Source organism: Nonomuraea sp. NPDC003727 (genome assembly GCF_053586935.1).
The window spans coordinates 670,966-689,074 of sequence record NZ_JBSFNE010000002.1; the positions used below are offsets into that span (position 1 = coordinate 670,966).

15 protein-coding genes are annotated in these 18,109 nt (G+C 70.7%); 3 read left to right on the forward strand and 12 right to left on the reverse strand.

All coding sequences use genetic code 11. From position 1 onward, the window contains the following. Positions 1-122 precede the first annotated feature (122 nt). The 5 genes from ACWDLG_RS08415 to ACWDLG_RS08435 are packed head-to-tail and all read right to left on the reverse strand — an operon-like array spanning position 123 to position 5,613. Entirely contained in the window at positions 123-1,055 is a 933-nt protein-coding gene (locus ACWDLG_RS08415) for an ABC transporter ATP-binding protein (RefSeq protein WP_449917389.1), read from the reverse strand. After that, complete coding sequence (locus ACWDLG_RS08420; RefSeq protein ID WP_354913649.1) at positions 1,055-1,999, reverse strand: ABC transporter ATP-binding protein; 945 nt, start codon at positions 1,997-1,999, stop codon at positions 1,055-1,057. The genes ACWDLG_RS08415 and ACWDLG_RS08420 overlap by 1 nt, the downstream gene beginning before the upstream one ends. Beyond that, positions 1,989-2,981 carry an ABC transporter permease gene (locus ACWDLG_RS08425; RefSeq protein WP_449917392.1) on the reverse strand — a complete coding sequence of 331 codons (993 nt, stop codon included), beginning with the start codon at positions 2,979-2,981 and terminating at the stop codon, positions 1,989-1,991. The genes ACWDLG_RS08420 and ACWDLG_RS08425 overlap by 11 nt, the downstream gene beginning before the upstream one ends. After that, on the reverse strand, positions 2,978-3,925 hold the full coding sequence (locus tag ACWDLG_RS08430) for an ABC transporter permease (RefSeq protein WP_354913651.1): 948 nt from the start codon (positions 3,923-3,925) through the stop codon (positions 2,978-2,980). The genes ACWDLG_RS08425 and ACWDLG_RS08430 overlap by 4 nt, the downstream gene beginning before the upstream one ends. Beyond that, the gene (locus ACWDLG_RS08435) at positions 3,922-5,613 is read right to left on the reverse strand and encodes an ABC transporter substrate-binding protein (RefSeq protein WP_449917394.1); all 1,692 of its coding nucleotides are present in this window, start codon (positions 5,611-5,613) and stop codon (positions 3,922-3,924) included. Before ACWDLG_RS08435 ends, ACWDLG_RS08430 begins: the two co-directional genes overlap by 4 nt. A 203-nt stretch (positions 5,614-5,816) precedes the next feature. On the opposite strand from ACWDLG_RS08435, the gene ACWDLG_RS08440 reads away from it, so the two are divergent. The 3 genes from ACWDLG_RS08440 (at position 5,817) to ACWDLG_RS08450 (ending at position 10,907) form a co-directional block, all read left to right on the forward strand. Then, positions 5,817-8,114, forward strand: a complete 2,298-nt coding sequence (locus ACWDLG_RS08440; protein ID WP_449917397.1) for an immune inhibitor A domain-containing protein — start codon at positions 5,817-5,819, stop codon at positions 8,112-8,114. A 91-nt stretch (positions 8,115-8,205) separates the two neighbouring features. Next, positions 8,206-10,221 (forward strand): prolyl oligopeptidase family serine peptidase, encoded by a 2,016-nt coding sequence (locus tag ACWDLG_RS08445; RefSeq protein ID WP_449917400.1) that lies wholly within the window; start codon positions 8,206-8,208, stop codon positions 10,219-10,221. A 158-nt stretch (positions 10,222-10,379) separates the two neighbouring features. Further along, a complete protein-coding gene (locus tag ACWDLG_RS08450) occupies positions 10,380-10,907 on the forward strand; it encodes a hypothetical protein (RefSeq protein WP_449917402.1) in 528 nt (175 codons plus the stop codon). A 279-nt stretch (positions 10,908-11,186) separates the two neighbouring features. Here ACWDLG_RS08450 and ACWDLG_RS08455 read toward each other — a convergent pair whose 3' ends face one another. From ACWDLG_RS08455 to ACWDLG_RS08485, 7 genes are all read right to left on the reverse strand, one after another. After that, a complete protein-coding gene (locus tag ACWDLG_RS08455) occupies positions 11,187-11,714 on the reverse strand; it encodes a superoxide dismutase family protein (protein WP_449917404.1) in 528 nt (175 codons plus the stop codon). 55 nt (positions 11,715-11,769) lie between these two features. Then, complete coding sequence (locus ACWDLG_RS08460; RefSeq protein WP_354913662.1) at positions 11,770-12,018, reverse strand: 4a-hydroxytetrahydrobiopterin dehydratase; 249 nt, start codon at positions 12,016-12,018, stop codon at positions 11,770-11,772. Positions 12,019-12,028: 10 nt separating this feature from the next. Beyond that, positions 12,029-12,937 carry a carbohydrate ABC transporter permease gene (locus ACWDLG_RS08465; RefSeq protein WP_449917407.1) on the reverse strand — a complete coding sequence of 303 codons (909 nt, stop codon included), beginning with the start codon at positions 12,935-12,937 and terminating at the stop codon, positions 12,029-12,031. 1 nt (position 12,938) lies between these two features. After that, on the reverse strand, positions 12,939-13,859 hold the full coding sequence (locus tag ACWDLG_RS08470) for a carbohydrate ABC transporter permease (protein WP_354913666.1): 921 nt from the start codon (positions 13,857-13,859) through the stop codon (positions 12,939-12,941). A 55-nt stretch (positions 13,860-13,914) separates the two neighbouring features. Next, complete coding sequence (ngcE, locus tag ACWDLG_RS08475) at positions 13,915-15,363, reverse strand: N-acetylglucosamine/diacetylchitobiose ABC transporter substrate-binding protein (RefSeq protein ID WP_449917411.1); 1,449 nt, start codon at positions 15,361-15,363, stop codon at positions 13,915-13,917. A gap of 586 nt (positions 15,364-15,949) precedes the next feature. Next, positions 15,950-17,167 carry an aminotransferase class III-fold pyridoxal phosphate-dependent enzyme gene (locus tag ACWDLG_RS08480; protein WP_354913670.1) on the reverse strand — a complete coding sequence of 406 codons (1,218 nt, stop codon included), beginning with the start codon at positions 17,165-17,167 and terminating at the stop codon, positions 15,950-15,952. Next, entirely contained in the window at positions 17,164-18,081 is a 918-nt protein-coding gene (locus ACWDLG_RS08485; protein ID WP_449917414.1) for a carbohydrate kinase family protein, read from the reverse strand. The genes ACWDLG_RS08480 and ACWDLG_RS08485 overlap by 4 nt, the downstream gene beginning before the upstream one ends. Positions 18,082-18,109: the final 28 nt, after the last annotated feature.

An 18,109-nucleotide genomic window follows, 5' to 3' on the forward strand; every position in this document is an offset into this window, starting at 1 on the left:
CCCCGGGTCGCGTCCGGCGAGCACGGCCCCGCGCCACGCGAAAGCGCGGGGCCGCGGCTTCCGCGGCTCTGCCGATCCTGCGGCTTGCGCCGATTCTGCGGCTACGGCGTGGAACCGTGCCGTCAGTCGGGGAAGTGGCAGGCCACCTCCCTGTCCCGGTGGATCCGCAGCAGCGGGCGTTCGGCCGAGCACACCTCCTGGGCCTTCGGGCAGCGCGGGTGGAACGAGCAGCCCGGGGGCGGCGCGGCCGGGGACGGCGGGTCGCCCCTGAGCACGATCCGCTCCCGCTTGCGCTCCACCCGGGGATCCGGCACCGGCACGGCCGACAGCAACGCCTGGGTGTAGGGGTGGGCCGGGCTCTCGTAGAGGTGCCGCCGGTCGCCGATCTCCACGATCCTGCCGAGGTACATCACCGCGACGCGGTCGCTGACCCTGCGCACCACCGACAGGTCGTGGGCGATGAAGACGTAGGTCAGGCCGAGCTCGCGCTGGAGCTCCTCCAGCAGGTTGACGATCTGCGCCTGCACGGAGACGTCGAGCGCGGACACCGGCTCGTCGGCGATGACCAGCTTGGGCCGGGTGGCCAGGGCGCGGGCGATGCCGATCCGCTGGGCCTGCCCGCCGGAGAACTCGTGCGGGTAGCGGTCGGCGTGCTCGGGGATCAGGCCGACCATGTCGAGCAGCTCGCCCACCTTCGCCTTGACCCCGTCGACGCCCTGGACGACCAGCGGGTTGGCGATGATCTGCCCCACGGTCTGGCGCGGGTTCAGCGACGAGTAGGGGTCCTGGAAGATCATCTGAAGGTCGCGGCGCAGCGGGCGCATCTCACTCTGGCTGATGTGGGTGATGTTCCGGCCGTCGAACGTCATCGATCCCGCGGTCGGTTCGAGCAACCGGACGATCATGCGCCCCGTGGTCGACTTCCCGCAGCCGGACTCGCCCACCAGGCCGAGCGTCTCGCCGCTGCCGACGGTGAACGACACCCCGTCCACGGCACGCACGGCCACGCCGCGCCGTACCTTGAACCGCATCTCCAGATCGGACACCGTCAGCATCAGGAACCTCCCAGGTGGCAGGCGGCGAGGTGGCCGGGAAGCGGCTCGGTCAGGGGCGGCAGGGTCGTCTCGCAGACGTCCATCCGGTGCGGGCACCTCGGGTGGAACGGGCAGCCGGGCGGCGGCGCGAGCAGCGAGGGCGGCGAACCCGGGATCGTCCACATGGGGTCGTCGTCCGCCTCGTCCAGCCGGGGCAGCGAGTCGAGCAGGCCGCGGGTGTAGGGGTGGCGGGAGGCGTCGAAGAGCGCGTCGGCGCCGGCCCGCTCGGCCACCCGCCCGCCGTACATGACCAGCACCTCGTCGGCCACGCGGGCGATCACGCCCAGGTCGTGCGTGACCATGATCACCGCCAGGCCGCGGTCCGCCTGAAGCCGGCTGATCAGCTCGAGGATCTGGGCCTGGACGGTCACGTCGAGCGCGGTCGTCGGCTCGTCGGCGATGAGCAGGTCGGGCTCGCAGGCCAGGGCCATGGCGATCATGACGCGCTGGCGCATGCCGCCGGAGAACCGGTGCGGGTGGTCCCCGGCCCGCTCGCGCGGGGAGGGGATGCCGACCTCGGCCAGCGTCTCGACCGCGCGCGCCGCCGCCACCCTCCTGGAGGCCCCGAAGTGCAGCCGGTACGCCTCGGCGATCTGCTCGCCCACCGTGTAGTACGGGTGCAGCGACGACAGCGGGTCCTGGAAGATCATCGCCATCCGGCGGCCGCGCAGCCGCCGCAGCGTCTCCTCCTGCGCTCCCACCAGTTCCTGCCCGTCGAAGACGACGGACCCGGTCACCTCGGCGCCCAGGTGCAGGCCCATCAGGGCGAGGCTGGTGACCGACTTGCCGGAGCCGGACTCGCCCACGATGCCGAGGGTCCGGCCCCGGTCCAGGCTGAAGCCGACATCCTGGACGGCGCGCAGGCCCCCGAAGGACACGCCGAGTCCTCTGACGTCAAGAAGCATGGCGCACCCTCGGGTCCACGACGCCGTAGAGCAGGTCCACGACCAGGTTGGCGATGACGATGAAGAACGCGGCCAGCAGCGTGGTGCCGAGGATCACCGGGTAGTCCTGGCCTGTGATGCTGGACGCGGTGATCTTGCCGATGCCGGGGAGGCTGAAGATGCTCTCGGTGATGATCGCGCCACCGAGCAGCGCGCCCAGGTCCATCCCGAAGATGGTGACGATCGGCGTCAGCGCGGCGCGCAGGCCGTGCTTGACCACGACGGTACGGCGGCGCAGCCCCTTGGCCCTGGCGGTGCGGATGTACGGCTCCGCCATCGTCTCGATCATCGAGGAACGGCTCTGCCTGGCGTACATGGCGGCCGACAGCATGGCCAGCGCGATCCAGGCGAGCAGCAGGTTCTGCGCCCACAGCAGCGGGTCCTCGCTGAAGGCCACGTAGGTCGGGTAGGGGATGAGCTCGAGCCAGCGCACCGTGACGAACAGCAGCATGGGCCCGACGAAGTAGATCGGCAGGGCGGCGGTGATCACGGTCGAGCCGACCAGCAGCCGGTCCGCGACGGTGTCCTTGCGCAGCGCCGAGATCACGCCGACGGCCAGCCCGCCGACGAGCCAGAGCGCGGCGGCGCCGATCGCCAGCGAGAAGGTGATGGGCAGGCCCTCCAGCAGGATGTCCCAGACGAGCTGGCCGGTCTGCCAGGAGTAGCCCAGGCAGGGGAAGCCGCACTCGATCGCGTACTGCCCGCTGCCCATCGACCGTCCGGCGAAGATGCCGGTGACGTAGTCGGTGAACTGCGCCAGGACCGGCTGGTTCAGGCCCATCTGGTTGCTGATCTCGGCCAGCCGTTCGGCCGTGCAGCTCTTGCCGCAGGCGATGAGCGCCGGGTTGCTGGGCAGCAGGGTGAAGATGACGAAGGTCACCATGCAGATCACCAGCAGGACGGCCGCCGCCGCGGCCAGCCGCCGCAGGATGTAGAGGATCATGTCCGCGCGCCCTTGGGGTCGATGGCGTCCCGCAGCCCGTCACCCAGCAGGCTGAAGCCGAGGATGACGAGGAACAGGCAGAGGCTGGGGATGGCGAAGTAGGTCGGGACGATGTCGTAGTAGAGGACCGCGTCGGACAGGATCTGCCCCCACGACGGGGTGGGCGGGCGGATGCCCACCCCGAGGAACGACAGCGCGGCCTCGGCGCTGATCAGCCCGGGGATCAGCAGCGCGCCGAAGGCGATGATCGGCCCCGACACGTTCGGCAGGATCTCCCGCAGCAGGATGCGGCCGGGACGGGCGCCGCTGGTGCGGGCCGCGTCGACGAACTCCCGGTGCCTGACCGACAGGGTCTCACCCCGGACGATGCGGGCGATGCCCGGCCAGCCGAAGAACCCGATGACCGAGATCAGCATGACGACCCGGTTGACGTCCGGGGTCACCGACATGATCGCGATCATGAAGATCAGGCCGGGGAACGACATCAGCAGGTCCATGAACCGGCTGATCAGCACGTCCACCCAGCCGCCGAAGTAGCCGGCGGCGATCCCGAACAGCACGCCGAGCGTCAGCACCACCGTGGCGCCGGCGAAGGCGATGAACATCGAGACCTGGGTGCCCATCACGACCCGGGAGAACAGGTCCCGGCCGCTGACCGGCTCGACGCCGAACCAGTGCTCGGCGCCGATCCCGCCCCAGGACCCCCGGGGGATCCCCGCCAGGGCGGCGTCGACGGCGGTGGGGTCGCGCTGGGCGGGGTCCCAGCCGTTGAGCAGCACCAGCAGCGGGGCCGTCAGCGCCACCAGGACGAAGAAGATCACCAGGCCGAGGCCGACCATCGCGGACCTGTTGCGGCGGAGCCGGGCGAAGGCCTGCCGCCAGGGGCCGCGTGCCGCCGGGGTGGCCGGATCGGCCGCCCCGGTCTGTCGCGTGATCGTGCTCACCTGGCGATGCTCGGGTCCTTGAGCCCGATCTCGGCGAAGTCGGGGTTGCCCTCCCACACCGGGTGGCCCTTGACGTTGGCCACGTTGGAGCCGAAGAGGTTGTTCTGCTTGTTGAGCTGGAACGGGATGTAGGCACCGGTGGCCATGACCTGGGACTCCAGGGTCAGCCAGCCCTGGTCGGAGGCGATGGGGTCGACGAGCGCCTCGATCTCGTCGATCTTGGCGTCGATCGCGGGGTCCTTGAGCAGCGCCGCGTTGCCGCCGTGGTAGCCCTCGCCGATCAGCCGGCTGTCGGTGATCAGCGGCAGGAACGTGGAGCCGGACGGGTAGTCGGGGCACCAGCCGCCGATCTGCAGTTCGGGCATCTTGGACGGCGTGCCGTTGATGCCGCCCACCGCTGAGGCGTCGATCGTGTCGACCTGGAGCTCGAAGCCGGCCCGCTTGAGGCCGGCCTGCAGGGCCTCGGCCTGCGGCTTGCCGCCGGGCGTGGTGACGAGGCGGATCTTCACGGGGAGCGGGACGCCCGACTCGGCCAGCAGCGCCTTGGCCTTCGCCACGTCGCCGGTCTGCGGGATCTTCAGGATGTCGCGCGGCACGCCGCCGGTGAGGCTGGGCGGCAGGATCGCGCCGACGATCTCGGCCACCTGCGGGCCGCCGCCCGCGGTCTGCATGGCGACCTTGTCCACCGCGTACTGCGCCGCCATGCGGACCTTCTGGTTGTCGAAGGGCGGCTTGGCGGTGTTGAGGTAGACGATGCCGGTGCAGCCGTCGACCATGCTGCTCATCCGCGCCTTGACCTTCGGGTTGGTGAAGATCTTCGGCAGGACGGCGAGCGAGACGTCGATGTACCCGAGGGCGGAGCGGTCGGCGCCCTGGTCGGCGATGAGCCGGGTGTCGGTCGTGGCGCTCCCGGCGGCCATCTTGACGACGATCCTGTCGGGGTAGGCCTTGCGGACGGAGTCGGTGGCCGGGTCCCAGTGCTCGTTGCGGACCAGGACCATCTCGGTCTTGCGCTGGTACTTCTCGATCTTGTAAGGGCCGGAGGAGAACGGCCGGTCGTCGTACCTGACGCCCGCCTCCTTGGCCTCCGGGACCGGGGCGAAGGTCGGCAGCGTCACGGTCTGCGCGAACTCGGCGACCGGCCGCTTGAGGCGGAAGATGATCGTCTTGTCGTCCGGCGTCTCGATCGAGTCCAGGTGCTTGCCGGACAGCGGGCCCTCGTACTTGTCGCTGACGAGGTACTTGCGAGCGTAGTCCGGGCCGCCGGTGAGGTCGGGCGAGAACGAGCGCTCGACGTTGTACTTGATGTCCTGTGCCCTGACGGGGGTGCCGTCCTCGTACTTGAGGCCGACCTTGAGGGTGAACTTCCAGGTCTTGCCGTTGTCGGAGGGCGCGCCCAGATCCGTGGCCAGGTCGGGGACGATCTCCGAGCTGTTGGCCTTGAAGGTGGTGAGCGTCCGGTAGAGGAGCCGGGCGCCGAAGCCCATGTCCCGCATGGTCCAGTTGCGGGCCGGATCGAGGTGGTTGAAGTCGGCGCTGTTGAAGACGGTGAGGGTACCGCCCTTCACCGGCCCGCCGCCGGCCGTGGCCGCGGCGCCGGGCGGGGGCGACGATCCCCCACCGCCGCAGGCGGTCAGCCCTGCCACAAGCGTCGCGCATAACGCGAGCACGCCCTTGTTCCTCTTCATATGGCCCTCCGAGCGCGAATGGTCCAAGTCGCCCCGTAACTTAAATGTGTGACATAGCACTGACAACCCCTCGTTACCGAGCTGTTGTCTACTCGCCGACCGACTGAAGTTGACCGTTCAAATGACTCAAAGGTGCACCTTCCGCTGATGCATGAAATATGACACATTATGCGCCGATCTTTCTCTCGGAAGGAAGGCCACCCATGCGCACGCTGTCCGCCGTGCTCGCGGCCGGGCTGACCCTGGCGTTATCGCCGGGGCTCGCCGCGGCCGATCCCACCCCGTCCCCCACCACGAGCGCCTCCCCCGTGGCCGGCCCCGCACCCGGCCCCGTCAAGAGCGGCCCCGCCGAGGACGGCCGCCGGGAGCAGCCCGTCAACCCCATCGCCGCCGAGCAACGCGCGTTACGCACCAAGGCCATGGAGCAGGTTCTCGCCGCAGGACCGCAGGCGCGCGGCCGCGGCGGCAAGCCCAGGGTCGGCAGGCAGTACGTCGAGCTGGCCTTAGAAAGAAAAGACCGGATATTCACCGTCCTGTCCGAATTCGGCGACCGCATTGACAACACCACGACGCACAACGGCCAGATCAGGTACGGCGGGACGCCCGGCCCGCTGCACAACACCATTCCCCGGCCGGATCCGCGCCACGACAACCACACCCTGTGGCGGAAGGACTTCGACCGGGCCTACTACCAGGACACCTACTTCGGGTCCGGCAACTCCCTGCGCAGCTTCTACCACCTCCAGTCCTCCGGCCGGTACGACATCGACGGCTACGTCTCCGACTGGGTGAAGGTGCCGTACAACGAGGCCCGGTACGGCACGCCGCGCTGCTCGGGCGGGCTGGACTGCGACACCCCGCTCTTCGACTTCGTCCGCGACTCGGTCGGCGCCTGGTACGAGGGCGAGCGGGCCAGGGGCCGCAGCGTCGCCGACATCACCGCCCAGCTCAAGACCTTCGACGTCTGGGACCGTGACGACTTCGACAACGACGGCGACTTCGACGAGCCGGACGGCTACCTCGACCGGTTCCAGGTGATCCACGCCGGCGTCGACGAGACCTGGGGCGGCGGCGCGCAGGGCGCCGACGCGCTGTGGGCGGTCAGCCACGACGCCTACTGGAACCTGCGCGGCCAGGCGGGACCGCCCGGCAACCCGCGCGGCGGCGTGCAGATCGGCGACACGGGGATCTGGGTCGGCAAGTTCCTCACCGCGGGCGAGAACAGCGGCGTCGGCCTCATCGCCCACGAGTACGGCCACGACCTGGGCCTGCCCGACCTCTACGCGTACGGCACGGGCGGCGACAACGGCGTGAAGTTCTGGTCGCTGATGTCGGACGCCTCCTACCTGGGCGACAGGAACGGGCCGACCGCCGAGTACCCCGGTGACCTCGACGCCTGGAGCAAGCTGCGGCTGGGCTGGCTCAGCCACGACCGGGCCAGGGCCGCCACCGACTCCACCCACACCCTGGGCGTCAGCTCGTACAACACCGACGACCCGCAGGCCGTCCTGGTCGACCTGCCGCCGCGCACGGTCAGCACGGAGCTGACCGACCCGGCGCAGGGCGCCTTCCAGTGGTGGAGCGGGAAGGGCGACTATCTCAACGAGACGCTCACCCGGCAGCTCGACCTCACCTCGGTGTCGTCGGCCGTGCTGACCGCCAAGGTCTGGTACCGGATCGAGCAGGACTTCGACTACCTCTACACCGAGGTGTCCGAGGACGGCACGACGTGGACCCGCGTCGGCCCGAGCCTGACCGGCACCTCGGACTGGACCGACCTGCGCGTGGACCTGGGCGCCTACGCCGGGAAGAAGATCTGGTTCCGCTTCCGGTACTCCACCGACACCAACACGGTCGAGAACGGGTTCCTGGTGGACGCCATCGACCTGCCGGGCGTGTTCTCCGATGACGCGGAGAACGGCGACAACGGGTGGACCGCGGTGGGCTTCAGCCGCGTCGGCCGGGTCGGCACCAAGGACCATCCGCGGGCCTACCTCGTGGAGAACCGGCGTTACGTGGGCTACGGGTCGTACCTGAAGACCGGCCCGTACAGCGCGGGCTTCCGCAACGACCCGAAGCGGGCGGAGATCTTCGAGCGGTTCCCCTACCAGGACGGCGTGCTGGTCTGGCTCTGGGACACCTTCTACACCGACAACAACACCCAGCAGCATCTCGGCGAGGGCATGATCCTGCCGATCGACGCCCGCGCCGTCCCCCTCCAGTGGAACGACCACACCCGCGTGGGCGGGCGCACGCAGGTCTTCGACGCCACCTTCGGGCTCACCGCGACCGACCGCCTGCGCCTGCACAAGGACGGCGCCGCCACGGTCTTCCCGTCCGTGCCCGGCGTCCCCGCCTTCGACGACCGCACCGGCGTCTACTGGTACAGCACCTACCCGACCCTCGGCGTCCGCCCGCCGGACACCAACACCAGGATCGAGGTGACCGGGCAGGCCCGGCGCGGCCTGCGGACAACGATCCACGTGGGACCCGCCTCCTGACCGACCCGAGCGGGATGCCGCATCGGTCCTCGGTGCCGGAGATCGATGCGGCATCTCTACCAGCCGCAAAAAATGTGATATGTCACACTGTGTGGCAGACCTAACTCTTCTCTCTCGCACCGGCCGTTTCACCTACGGCTCGCCCCGGGCGCTGACCGCCTTCGCGGACCGGGTCCTCTTCCTGCGGTCGACGGGCCCCGAGGACCCGGTCGAACGCCTGTGGTCCCTCGACCTGCCCAGCGGTCAGGAACGCCTGCTGGCCGACCCCACCGCCCTCACCGGCCGCCCCCTCGACCTCCCGGCGGAGGAGCGCGCGCTGCGTGAACGGCTGCGCCTGTGGGCTCCGGGGATCGGCTCCTACGACTCCGACGGCGTCCACGCGGTCTTCGCCCTCGGCGGCGAGCTGTTCCGCACCGACCTGGCCACCGGCGTCACCGAGGAGCTCGCGACCGCGAGCCCCGCCTTCGACCCGCGGGTCAAGGACGACAAGGTCGCCTACGTCTCCTCCGGCCGCCTCCACGTCCTGGACGGCGCCACGACCAGGGTCCTGGCCACCGAACCCGGCATCTCCTGGGGCACCGCCGAGTTCGTGGCCGCCGAGGAGCTGGGCCGTACCAGGGGGCACTGGTGGTCCCCCGGCGGCGACGCGCTGCTGGTCACCAGGGTCGACGAGCGACTGGTGCCGCGCCGCCGCCTGGCCGACCCCGCCGACCCCGAACGCGAGGCCGAGCCCCTGGCCTACCCCCAGGCGGGCGGCCACAACGCGATCGTCGAGCTGCACCTGCTCGGACTGGACGGCACCCGCAGGCAGATCATGTGGGACGACCGCCGCTTCCCCTACCTGTCCGCCGTGGACTGGGCCGAGCGTGACCGGCCGGTGATCACCGTGCTGGACCGGCTGCAGCAGCACGGCCGGCTGCTCGCGGTCGACCCGGCCACCGGCGCCACCACGGAGCTGCACGCGTTCGCCCACCCCCAGTGGATCGAGAACGCGCCCTTCCTCCACGAGGGCCGGATCCTGGAGATCGTCGAGGTGGACGACACCCAGGCCCTGGCCATCGACGGCGTCGTCGTCACCCCGACGTCGCTGTACGTCCGGCGGGTGGCCGGCTCCCACGGCGACGACCTCCTCCTCGAGGCCGCCGAGGACGAACCGGCCGAGCAGCACGTCTACCGCCTGGCCCGTGACGGCGCCCTGACCAGGATCACCGGCGAGCCCGGCGTGCACAGCGCCCTGACCGGCGGCCCGACGATGGTGCTGACCAGCGGCACCGTGGAGACCATGCGGACCCGCCGGATCGTCGGCGATCTCGAGCTGCGCGACCTGTCGGCGGCCGTGCCGTACCGCCCCCGCCCGGTCCTGGACCGCGTCACCGAGCACCGGCTCCCCTCCTCCGTGCTCTACCCGACCGGCCACGTTCCCGGCGAGAAGCTGCCCGTGCTGCTCGACGTGTACGGCGGGCCCGGGTACCAGGCGGTCGCCCTCGAGCCGGGACGGTGGATCCGCCGCCAGTGGTGGGCCGACCAGGGCTTCGCCGTCGTCACGGTCGACAACAGGGGCACGCCCCACGTGTCGGTCTCCTTCGGCCGGGCGATCTTCCGGCGCTTCTCCCAGGTGGCGCTGGACGACCAGGTGGCGGCCCTGCGCGAGCTGGCGGGCAAGCACCCCGACCTCGACCTGTCCCGGGTGGGCGTGCGCGGCTGGTCCTACGGCGGCTACTTCGCCGCGCTGGCCGTCCTGCGGCGGCCCGACGTCTTCCACGCGGCCTGCGCGGGCGCCCCGCCCACCGACTTCCGCTGGTACGACACCGCCTACACCGAGCGTTACCTGGGCCTGCCGGAGGACAACCCCGACGGCTACGCGGCGGACTCGCTGATCCCTGACGCGCCGGGGCTGGAGCGGCCGCTGCTCCTGCTGCACGGCCTGGCCGACGACAACGTCTACCCCCTGCACACCCTTCGCCTGTCGGCGGCGCTGACCCGTGCCGGGCGGCCGCACGCCACCGTGCTGCTGCCCGGCGTGAGCCACATGACCCCGGACGGCGTCGCCGAGAACCTCATGGCGATGGAGCTGGACTTTCTCCGGCGCGAGCTCCAGAGGGGGTGATCGAGGCGGGCTCCCCGGAAGGGCGCCGGCGGTCGGCGCCCCAGCGATTTGAACGCTCAAATTCGCTCTCCGTTCGCCCGCAACTAACGATCTTGAAAGGTTCGCCCGGCGAAATGGGAACCCCGGGCAGCCCGCCCGGGACCCAAGGGAGGGGAACCATGAGAAAGATCGTCATCGGCGCGGCGCTCGCCGGCGTGTTCGCCGTCGCCGCCCCCGTGGCCGCCTCGGCCTCGACCACCACGACGCTCACCACGTGCAGCGCCTGGAAGCCGGTGGGCAACCGCTACTTCCAGTCCTGCATCGACGTCACCGGCACCCAGGTCACCACGTACGGCCTGGTCAGCTCGGCCGGCGCCACCGCGCCGAGCGACACCGGCGTCGGCCTCACCAGCCGCGACGAGAACGGCGGCGGCGGGCGCCTGGGCCGCAAGGAGGGAACGGTCCACGTCGACAACAACACGGTGCGCTTCGACGGGTACACCACCACGGTCACGGCGGGCGCCCGCGTCCGTTCCACCGTGTACGTCCCCGGCGTGATCGGCACCGGCACCCTGGTCGGCACCGACGGCGCCACGTTCTACGACTCCGACGTCCCGCAGGGCCCCAGCGGCCCGGTGGGACCCGGCGGCTACCCGACCCCGACACACCAGGCCCAGATCACCACCTGGGTCACCGTCGCGGGCTGACGTTCCCTGACCGGATCGCCCGGACCAACCGGTCCGGGCGATCCCGGCTGTCCAGGCGGCCTGGGCTGACCCGGCCGACCCGGCGGTACCGGCGATCCCTGCGGTCCGGGTGGACCCGGCGGTGGGGCCGGCCGGGCGTAGGGCCCTCGTCGGGGCGGCACCCGTGCGGGCGGGTGCGGCAGCCGACGTACCGCGGCCTTCGTCCATGAGGACGGACCGCTCGGCGGCACGGCAGGCGGCCCGCGATGGCCGTGGCCGTGCCGCCGCCGTACGGGTGGATCACTTGAGGGTGAGGCAGGCGACGCGGCCACCCGCGGTGCCGTCGGGCGCGGTGGCCTTCTCGTGAATGACCAGGGAGTGCGGCACCCGGTCGGGCGACAGCGCCCACGGCTGGCGCGCGGTCGACGTGGCCGCCCCCGAGCCGTCGGTCTTGATGTCGAGCCACACCTCGTTGGACGCGTTGACGGTGCCGTGGGTGTGCTGGAAGTGCGGGCCCGAGTCGTCCGGCTTGGACCCGCACGGGTTGGCGTGCAGGTGCACGCCGTAGGCCCGGTTGGGCAGCAGCCCCTCCGCGACGAAGGACGACCGGGTCTGCCCGTCGGCCGACTCGACCGTGACGCTGGCCTTCGCCCCCTCGGGCACCAGCTTGGTGTTGTAGACGATGGCCGAGGGGTCCTTGGCGCCGAACTCGCCGCCGCCGGACAGCCGCACCCCGATCTGGGGCGTCGGCGTCGGCGCGACGGCGGTGGTGGGCGCGGCACAGGCCCCGGCGGTCAGCAGGGCGAGAAGGAGTGCTGGCAGGCGCATGACGAACTCTCCAGAAGCGAGCGGCGGAGGCCCACTCTACTGAGTAGTCATACGCTTACGCGCCGTGTTCGCGAGCGATGTCGTCGATGATGGCCGCCAGAGTATGGTCGAGTTCGGTGAGATGGCCCGCGTCGTGCGTGGTCAGCGCGAGATGCAGGGTCCGCCAGCGGATGTCGATGTCGGGGTGGTGGTTGAGTTCCTCGGCCTTGACCGCGATCGCGTCGACGATGCGGATGGCCGTGGGGAAGTCCGGCGCGACGATGCTGCGCCGGAGCACCTCCCCCTCTTGCTTCCAGTCGCTCATACGGGCCACGTTACTTCAGGGCGCCCGCCCCGAGCCCCGACTGGATCTGGCGCTGGAAGATGATGTAGATCACCAGGACCGGGATGATCGCCAGGTTCAGGGCGGCGAACAGGGCGGGCCAGTCGGCCTCGTAGCCCGCGATGGTGGAGATGTCCGCGATCCCCTGCGTGATGACCCACTTCTCCTTGTCGCCCGGCACCAGCGCCAGCGGCAGCAGGTACTGGTTCCACTGGCCCAGCACGTTGAAGATCGTGATGCTGACGATGCCCGGCCTGGCCATCGGCAGCATGACCTGGAAGAACGTGCGGGTGTGCGAGGCGCCGTCGATCCGCGCGGCCTCGGCGACGGCCTCGGGCAGCGTCCTGAAGAACGCCGCGAGGAAGAAGACCGTGAAGGGCAGCGAGTAGGCGATGTAGACGATGACCAGGCCGACGTGCGAGTCGAGCAGGCCGAACTGCTTGACGATGAAGAACAGCGGGCCGATGGCAAGGAACACGGGGAAGGCCATGCCCGCCACGAACAGCAGGTAGATCAGGCGCCGGCCGGGGAAGGTGTAGCGGGCCAGGACGTAGGCGGCCATGGAGCCGAACAGCATGGTGCCCGCCGTACCGAAGAACACCACGATGGCGGTGTTGATCATGTAGGTGCCGACGCGGGCCTTGTCCCACGCCCGCGCCCAGTTGTCCCAGCGCACCGCGCCGGGGAGCTGGAGCGCGTCGCCGAAGATCTCGGTGTTGTTCTTGAAGGCCGCCAGGAACGTCCACAGCAGCGGCAGGATGATCAGCAGGGCCCAGATGGCGAGCGCGAGGTGCGAAAGCGCGCTGAAGACGTTGCGCCCGCCGCGGACGGCCTGGCGGGCAGACGTCGAGGGGCGGGCCTGCGACGAGCGCATCGGCTCCTGCACGGTCTGGTTCGGCATGTCAGAGCTCGATCTTCTCGCGCCTGGAGACGCGCAGGGTCAGCACCGCGAAGGTGATGGTCAGGAAGAACAGCGCGACGCCCATCGCGGAGGCGTAGCCGACCTTGTTGTAGGAGAAGGCGGTCTTGTAGATCTCCACGGGAAGCACGGTGGTGGCGCCGTCAGGGCCGCCCGCGTCCACCGACAGCACCTGGACGAGCGCGAAGCAGTCGAACGCGGCGATCCCGAGATAGACCCAGCCGACCTGGATGGTGTCGCGCAGCAGCGGCAGCGTGATGGAGAAGAACAGCCGCAGGCGGCCGGCCCCGTCGAGCGCGGCGGCCTCGAAGTAGTCCTTCGGGATGGCCGCCATGCCGGCGGAGAACAGCACCACGTAGAAGCCGACCGCCTGCCAGATCATCACCGCCAGCAGGGACCAGAGGGCCAGGCTGGGCTCGGTGAGCCAGCCGACGGGGTCGACGCCCATCTTGATCAACGCGCCGTTGACGACGCCGCTCTCGTCCGGCCGGTAGATCGCCTTCCAGAGCACGCCGACGACGGCGACCGCGAGGACCTGGGGGGCGAAGAAGACCACCTTGTAGAAGGTCGACCCCCACACCCCCCTCATGCCCGCCCCGCGCGACCCGCCGCCCAGGTTGATCAGGAAGGCGAACAGCAGCGCGAGGGCGATCGTCACGAGCGGCAGCACGAGCAGGATCACCGCGTGGTTGCGTATCGCCTGCCAGAAGATCTCGTCGTCGAACAGCCGGCCGAAGTTGGCCAGGCCGATGTAGGCCGGGTTCCGCTGGTAGCCGTTCCAGTTCGTCAGCGAGAGCTGGAACGCCTGGATGTACGGACTGATCACGAAGACCAGGTAGAGGGCCAGGGGGACGACGAGGAACCCGGCGACGAACCCGTACTTGCGCAACCGCTCCGTGTTCATTGGCCGCCCACCGCTCCTCTCTCGCCACGTCGGGTTCGCTCCGTGCCCATGAGTCCTAGACGTTCCTCGTCTGCTTCGCGATGGAGGAGTCGGCCTTGACCGCGTCGGCCTTCTTCTGGACCCGGTCCAGGTACTCGTCGACGGTCAGCCGACCGGCCATCAGCGTGTTCTGCTGCTGCCAGGCGTAGTCGAACAGCTGCTTGTACCAGCCCTCGAAGCGCGCGTCGGTGATGATGTCCTGGCCCGCGGCGTCCTGCGCCTTCGCCGCGCTGACCAGGCCGGGGGTCAGGTCGAGGCCCTCCGCGGCGCCGTTGACGACGGTGAGGTTCTTGGTCTTCTCGGTGAAGCCCCTCGCGCCTTCCTTGGAGAGCATGAGGCGGAAGTACTCCAGGCCGCCCTGCGGGTTCTTGCCCTTGGCGGCGACGACGAAGTTCTCGCCCACGCCGACCTGGATCGCCCCGTAGGGCATCTTGTCGGAGGCGGTCACGCTCGGGAAGGGCGCGATGGCGTACTCGAAGGTCTTGGGCTTGTCCTTGGCCATCTCGTTCTCGAGCCAGGAGCCGCACGGGTAGAACAGCACCTTGTGCTGCAGGTGCTTGATCTGCGTCTGGGTGTGGTCGAGGCCCAGGTAGGCCTTGTCGCCGTAGGCCGTCTGGATCTCCAGCCACGCGGTGACCGACGCCTTGACCGCCGGGGACTTCCACGCGTTGTCGACGAGGTTGTCTATGTCGATGATGACCTGGTTCCCGCCGATCTTGGCGGCGGTGTAAAGCATGTTCCAGAGCTGGTAGTACGGACCCTTCTGGCCCGGGTAGGCGAACAGGACGATGCCTTCCTTCTTCGCCGTCTCGCCGAGCGCCTTGAACTCCTCCCAGGTGGTCGGCAGCGTCCAGCCCTTCTCGGCGAAGAGCTTGGCGTCGTACCAGAGGGCGCGGTGCGACACCGTGTAGTTCAGCACCAGGTCCTGGCCGTTGAGCTTGGCGTTCTCGATGGCCGCGGGGGTGATGGTGTCGCGGACCTTCTTGTTCGGGTCGTCGACCGACGGGGCGTCCCACAGCGCGGTCAGGTCGGCCAGATGTCCCTCCGCGGCGAGGGCGGCCAGGTCGAGCGCCTCGGGTCCGGAGTTGTTGACCACGTCGGGCACCTCGCCGCTGAGGAAGCGGGGACGCAGCTGGGTGCCGATGTTCTGGGTGCCGACGTGCTTGATCTGGGCGCCGGCGTGCGCCTTGACGTAGAGGCCCTCGTGGATGTCCTTGGCGTAGGAGTCGCCGTAACCGCCGCTGAAGATGACCACTTCGAGAGGCTTCTTGGCGTCCACGCCCAGCGGGTTGGCGGCCGACACCAGGTTGGAGGCGGCCGCGCTCGCACCGGCCGACGCGGCGGGCTCGGCGCCGCCGCCGGTCGCGCAGGCGGACAGGAGGCCCGCGCCGGGGCCTGCGGCGAGAGCGGTGATGCCGATCCGGCGCAGGAGCTGGCGCCTGGTGATCTCTCCCGGGTGGGTCATGAGGTCTCCCGTGGATCAATTAGGAAAGTTTCCTAAACGTTTGCCTGAAGGTACGGACGGCCGGCGACCTGGGTCAAGACCTCGAGACGCAGCTGTGACCTTGAGAGGCCACACCGTGATTTCCGGGGGCGGGGGCAGCATCCGCGATCGAGGGCGTACGGCAGGGCGGCGGGGTTGCCAGCATCCTCGACAACGGCATGGACGGCAAGGGTGTCGGGACGATCTTCGACAGCCGGCCAGGCCTCTTGTGGGCCGGCCCACCGGTCACCGGAGGCGTCCGTCCTGGGACACCGGCCCGACGGGGCAGCCACCATGGCGGACGGCGCGCGCTCAAGAGCGGTGCACGAAGGGGCCCGTGCGGTGGCGACCTGCGGGGTCCTTTCGGGCGCGGCCTGGCGACGCCCCAGAAGCGAAAGGTCGCGCGGGGTGCGGGGGCGGGGGCGGGGGCGGGGGTGCGCGTTACCCGGTGCGGCTTGCGCGGGGGCGGGGGTGCGGCGTGCGGGTTGCATGGGGGGTGCGCGCGGGGCGGCGGTGCGGGTGGCGGGTTGCGCGGGGCGGCCGGGGAGGGCCGCCCCGCGCCGGGTCGTCAGCCGCCGAAGTGGGCGCGGGTCTCGGCGAAGGCCCGGTCGGTGCCCTCCAGGGCGCGGGCCACGTCGGCCTCGGTGTGGGCCGCCGACATGAACCAGTTGTGCCACGGGTGCAGGTAGACGCCGTTGCGCAGGCAGGCGTCGCTCCAGTGCACCGCCACCGACAGGTCGGCGTCGCCCTCGAAGCTCAGCCACGGGATGGTCACGGGCCCGGTCTGGTTGACGGTGAAGCCGTGGGCGCCGGCCTGGGCGTACAGGCCCTCGCGCAGCAGGGTCCCCGACGTGACCATGGTCGCGATGCCGTCGGTGTCGCGCAACGTCTCGATCGTCGCCTTCGCGGCGGCCATCGCGACCGCCGAGAACCAGAACGAGCCGGTGGAGTACAGCGTCTGGGCGGGCCCGCGCAGCGCGTCGGTGCCGGTGACGGCGGCGATCGGGTAGCCGTTGCCCATGGCCTTCGACCAGGCCGTCAGGTCGGGGCGGACGCCGTACTGCTCCCACGAGCCGCGCAGGTCGATGCGGAAGCCGGCCCGCACGTCGTCGATGACCAGGGCGGCGCCGAGGCGGTCGGCGAGGGCGCGGGCGCCGCGGGCGAAGGCGGGCTCGACGAGTTCCTGGTCCTCGAAGGAGTCGTGCTTGAACGGGGTGACGATGATCGCGGCCACGTCACCGTCGACGGTGGCGGCGGCGGCCTCCAGCGACTCCAGCGAGTTGTAGGTGAACTCGACCAGGTCGGCCCGCTCGTTGGGCGTCGTGCCGGCGGGCGAGGGCGTGCACCAGGGGTCGGCGCCGTGGTAGGCGCCGTGCGCCATCAGCACCTTGGTACGGCCGGTCGCCGCGCGGGCCACCATGAGCGCCTGGGTGGTGGCGTCGGTGCCGTTCTTGGAGAACATCGCCCAGTCGGCGCTCGGGATGGTGTCGACGAGCAGTTCGGCCAGCTCGACCATGACGGGGCCGGGGCCGTTGAGGCAGTCGCCGAGGGCGAGCTGGCGGGCGGCGGCCGACTCGACGGCGGGATGCCGGTGGCCCAGCACGACCGGGCCCCACGAGCACATGAGGTCGACGTACTCGCGGCCGTCCACGTCCCACTGCCGGCAGCCTTCGGCGCGGGCGAAGAACTGGGGGTAGCCGGGGGCGAAGATGGCGGCGTTGAGGTGGCCGTACATGCCGCCGGGGATGACCTGCTGGGCGCGCTTGCGCAGCTCGGCGTCCTTCACGACAGTCCTTTCAGGGTCGAGTCGAGGTCGGTGAGCCCGGCGTCGGAGCCGAGGCCGGTGGCGACGCGGGCGGCGGCGGCCGTGCCCCAGCGGGCGGCGGTGGGGACGTCCTGGCCGTGCAGGAGGCCGGTGAGGAACCCGGCGCAGTAGGCGTCGCCGCATCCCGTGGTGTCGCTGACCTCCACGGGCAGGGCAGGGACGCGGGTCGCGCCGTCGGCGGTGACGACCAGGCTGCCCTCCGCCCCGAGCGTCACCAGCACGCCGGTGGCCCCGTCGGCCAGGAGCGCCGCGGCGGCGGCCTCGACGGTGCCGGCGCCGGTCATGGCGAGGGCCTGGGCGGCGTTGGGCAGCACGTAGTCGACGTGCGGCACGAACGCCCGCGCCATGGCCAGCAGGTCGGGCAGCTCGGACAGCAGGTCCATGGTGACGACGGTGCCGCCCTGCCGCAGCTCGTCGAGGAGGGCGAAGAAGGCGGGCTCGCCCAGCGCGAAGGTGACGTCCATGCCGCCCAGGTGGACGGCCCGCGCGCGGCGCAGCACCTCGAGGTCGAGGTCGGCGAGGGTGATGCTCAGGTTGGCGCCCGGCACGTGGAAGCTGGGCCGGCCGCCGTCCGGCCTGATGGGCAGGATGGAGGCGGCGGTCTGCTCCCCCGTACGGCGGGCGAGCCCCGACACGTCCACGCCGTGCCTCGCCATGATCATGAGGAGGAAGTCGCCCAGCTCGTCGTCGCCGATCGCGCCCATGGAGATGACCTCGTTGCCGAGCTTCACCAGGTCGACGGCGGTGCCGGCGGCCGAGCCCGCGGCCGTGAGACGGATCTGGTCGACCAGGACGGTGTCCTGTCCGGTGGGGATGGCCTCGACCGGCCGGGTCAGGACGTCCACGATGTGCACACCGACGGTCACAACGGTCATGGCCGGTAGTAGACAGACGTCCGACTAA

Excerpts from the sequence above, each read along its gene's own strand:
- ACWDLG_RS08415 (WP_449917389.1), bottom strand. The coding sequence starts at position 1,055 with ATGCTGACGGTGTCCGATCTGGAGATGCGGTTCAAGGTACGGCGCGGC.
- ACWDLG_RS08420 (WP_354913649.1), bottom strand. The coding sequence starts at position 1,999 with ATGCTTCTTGACGTCAGAGGACTCGGCGTGTCCTTCGGGGGCCTGCGC.
- ACWDLG_RS08425 (WP_449917392.1), bottom strand. The coding sequence starts at position 2,981 with ATGATCCTCTACATCCTGCGGCGGCTGGCCGCGGCGGCGGCCGTCCTG.
- ACWDLG_RS08435 (WP_449917394.1), bottom strand. The coding sequence starts at position 5,613 with ATGAAGAGGAACAAGGGCGTGCTCGCGTTATGCGCGACGCTTGTGGCA.
- ACWDLG_RS08440 (WP_449917397.1), top strand. The coding sequence starts at position 5,817 with ATGCGCACGCTGTCCGCCGTGCTCGCGGCCGGGCTGACCCTGGCGTTA.
- ACWDLG_RS08450 (WP_449917402.1), top strand. The coding sequence starts at position 10,380 with ATGAGAAAGATCGTCATCGGCGCGGCGCTCGCCGGCGTGTTCGCCGTC.
- ACWDLG_RS08455 (WP_449917404.1), bottom strand. The coding sequence starts at position 11,714 with ATGCGCCTGCCAGCACTCCTTCTCGCCCTGCTGACCGCCGGGGCCTGT.
- ACWDLG_RS08460 (WP_354913662.1), bottom strand. The coding sequence starts at position 12,018 with ATGAGCGACTGGAAGCAAGAGGGGGAGGTGCTCCGGCGCAGCATCGTC.
- ACWDLG_RS08465 (WP_449917407.1), bottom strand. The coding sequence starts at position 12,937 with ATGCCGAACCAGACCGTGCAGGAGCCGATGCGCTCGTCGCAGGCCCGC.
- ACWDLG_RS08470 (WP_354913666.1), bottom strand. The coding sequence starts at position 13,859 with ATGAACACGGAGCGGTTGCGCAAGTACGGGTTCGTCGCCGGGTTCCTC.
- ngcE (WP_449917411.1), bottom strand. The coding sequence starts at position 15,363 with ATGACCCACCCGGGAGAGATCACCAGGCGCCAGCTCCTGCGCCGGATC.
- ACWDLG_RS08485 (WP_449917414.1), bottom strand. The coding sequence starts at position 18,081 with ATGACCGTTGTGACCGTCGGTGTGCACATCGTGGACGTCCTGACCCGG.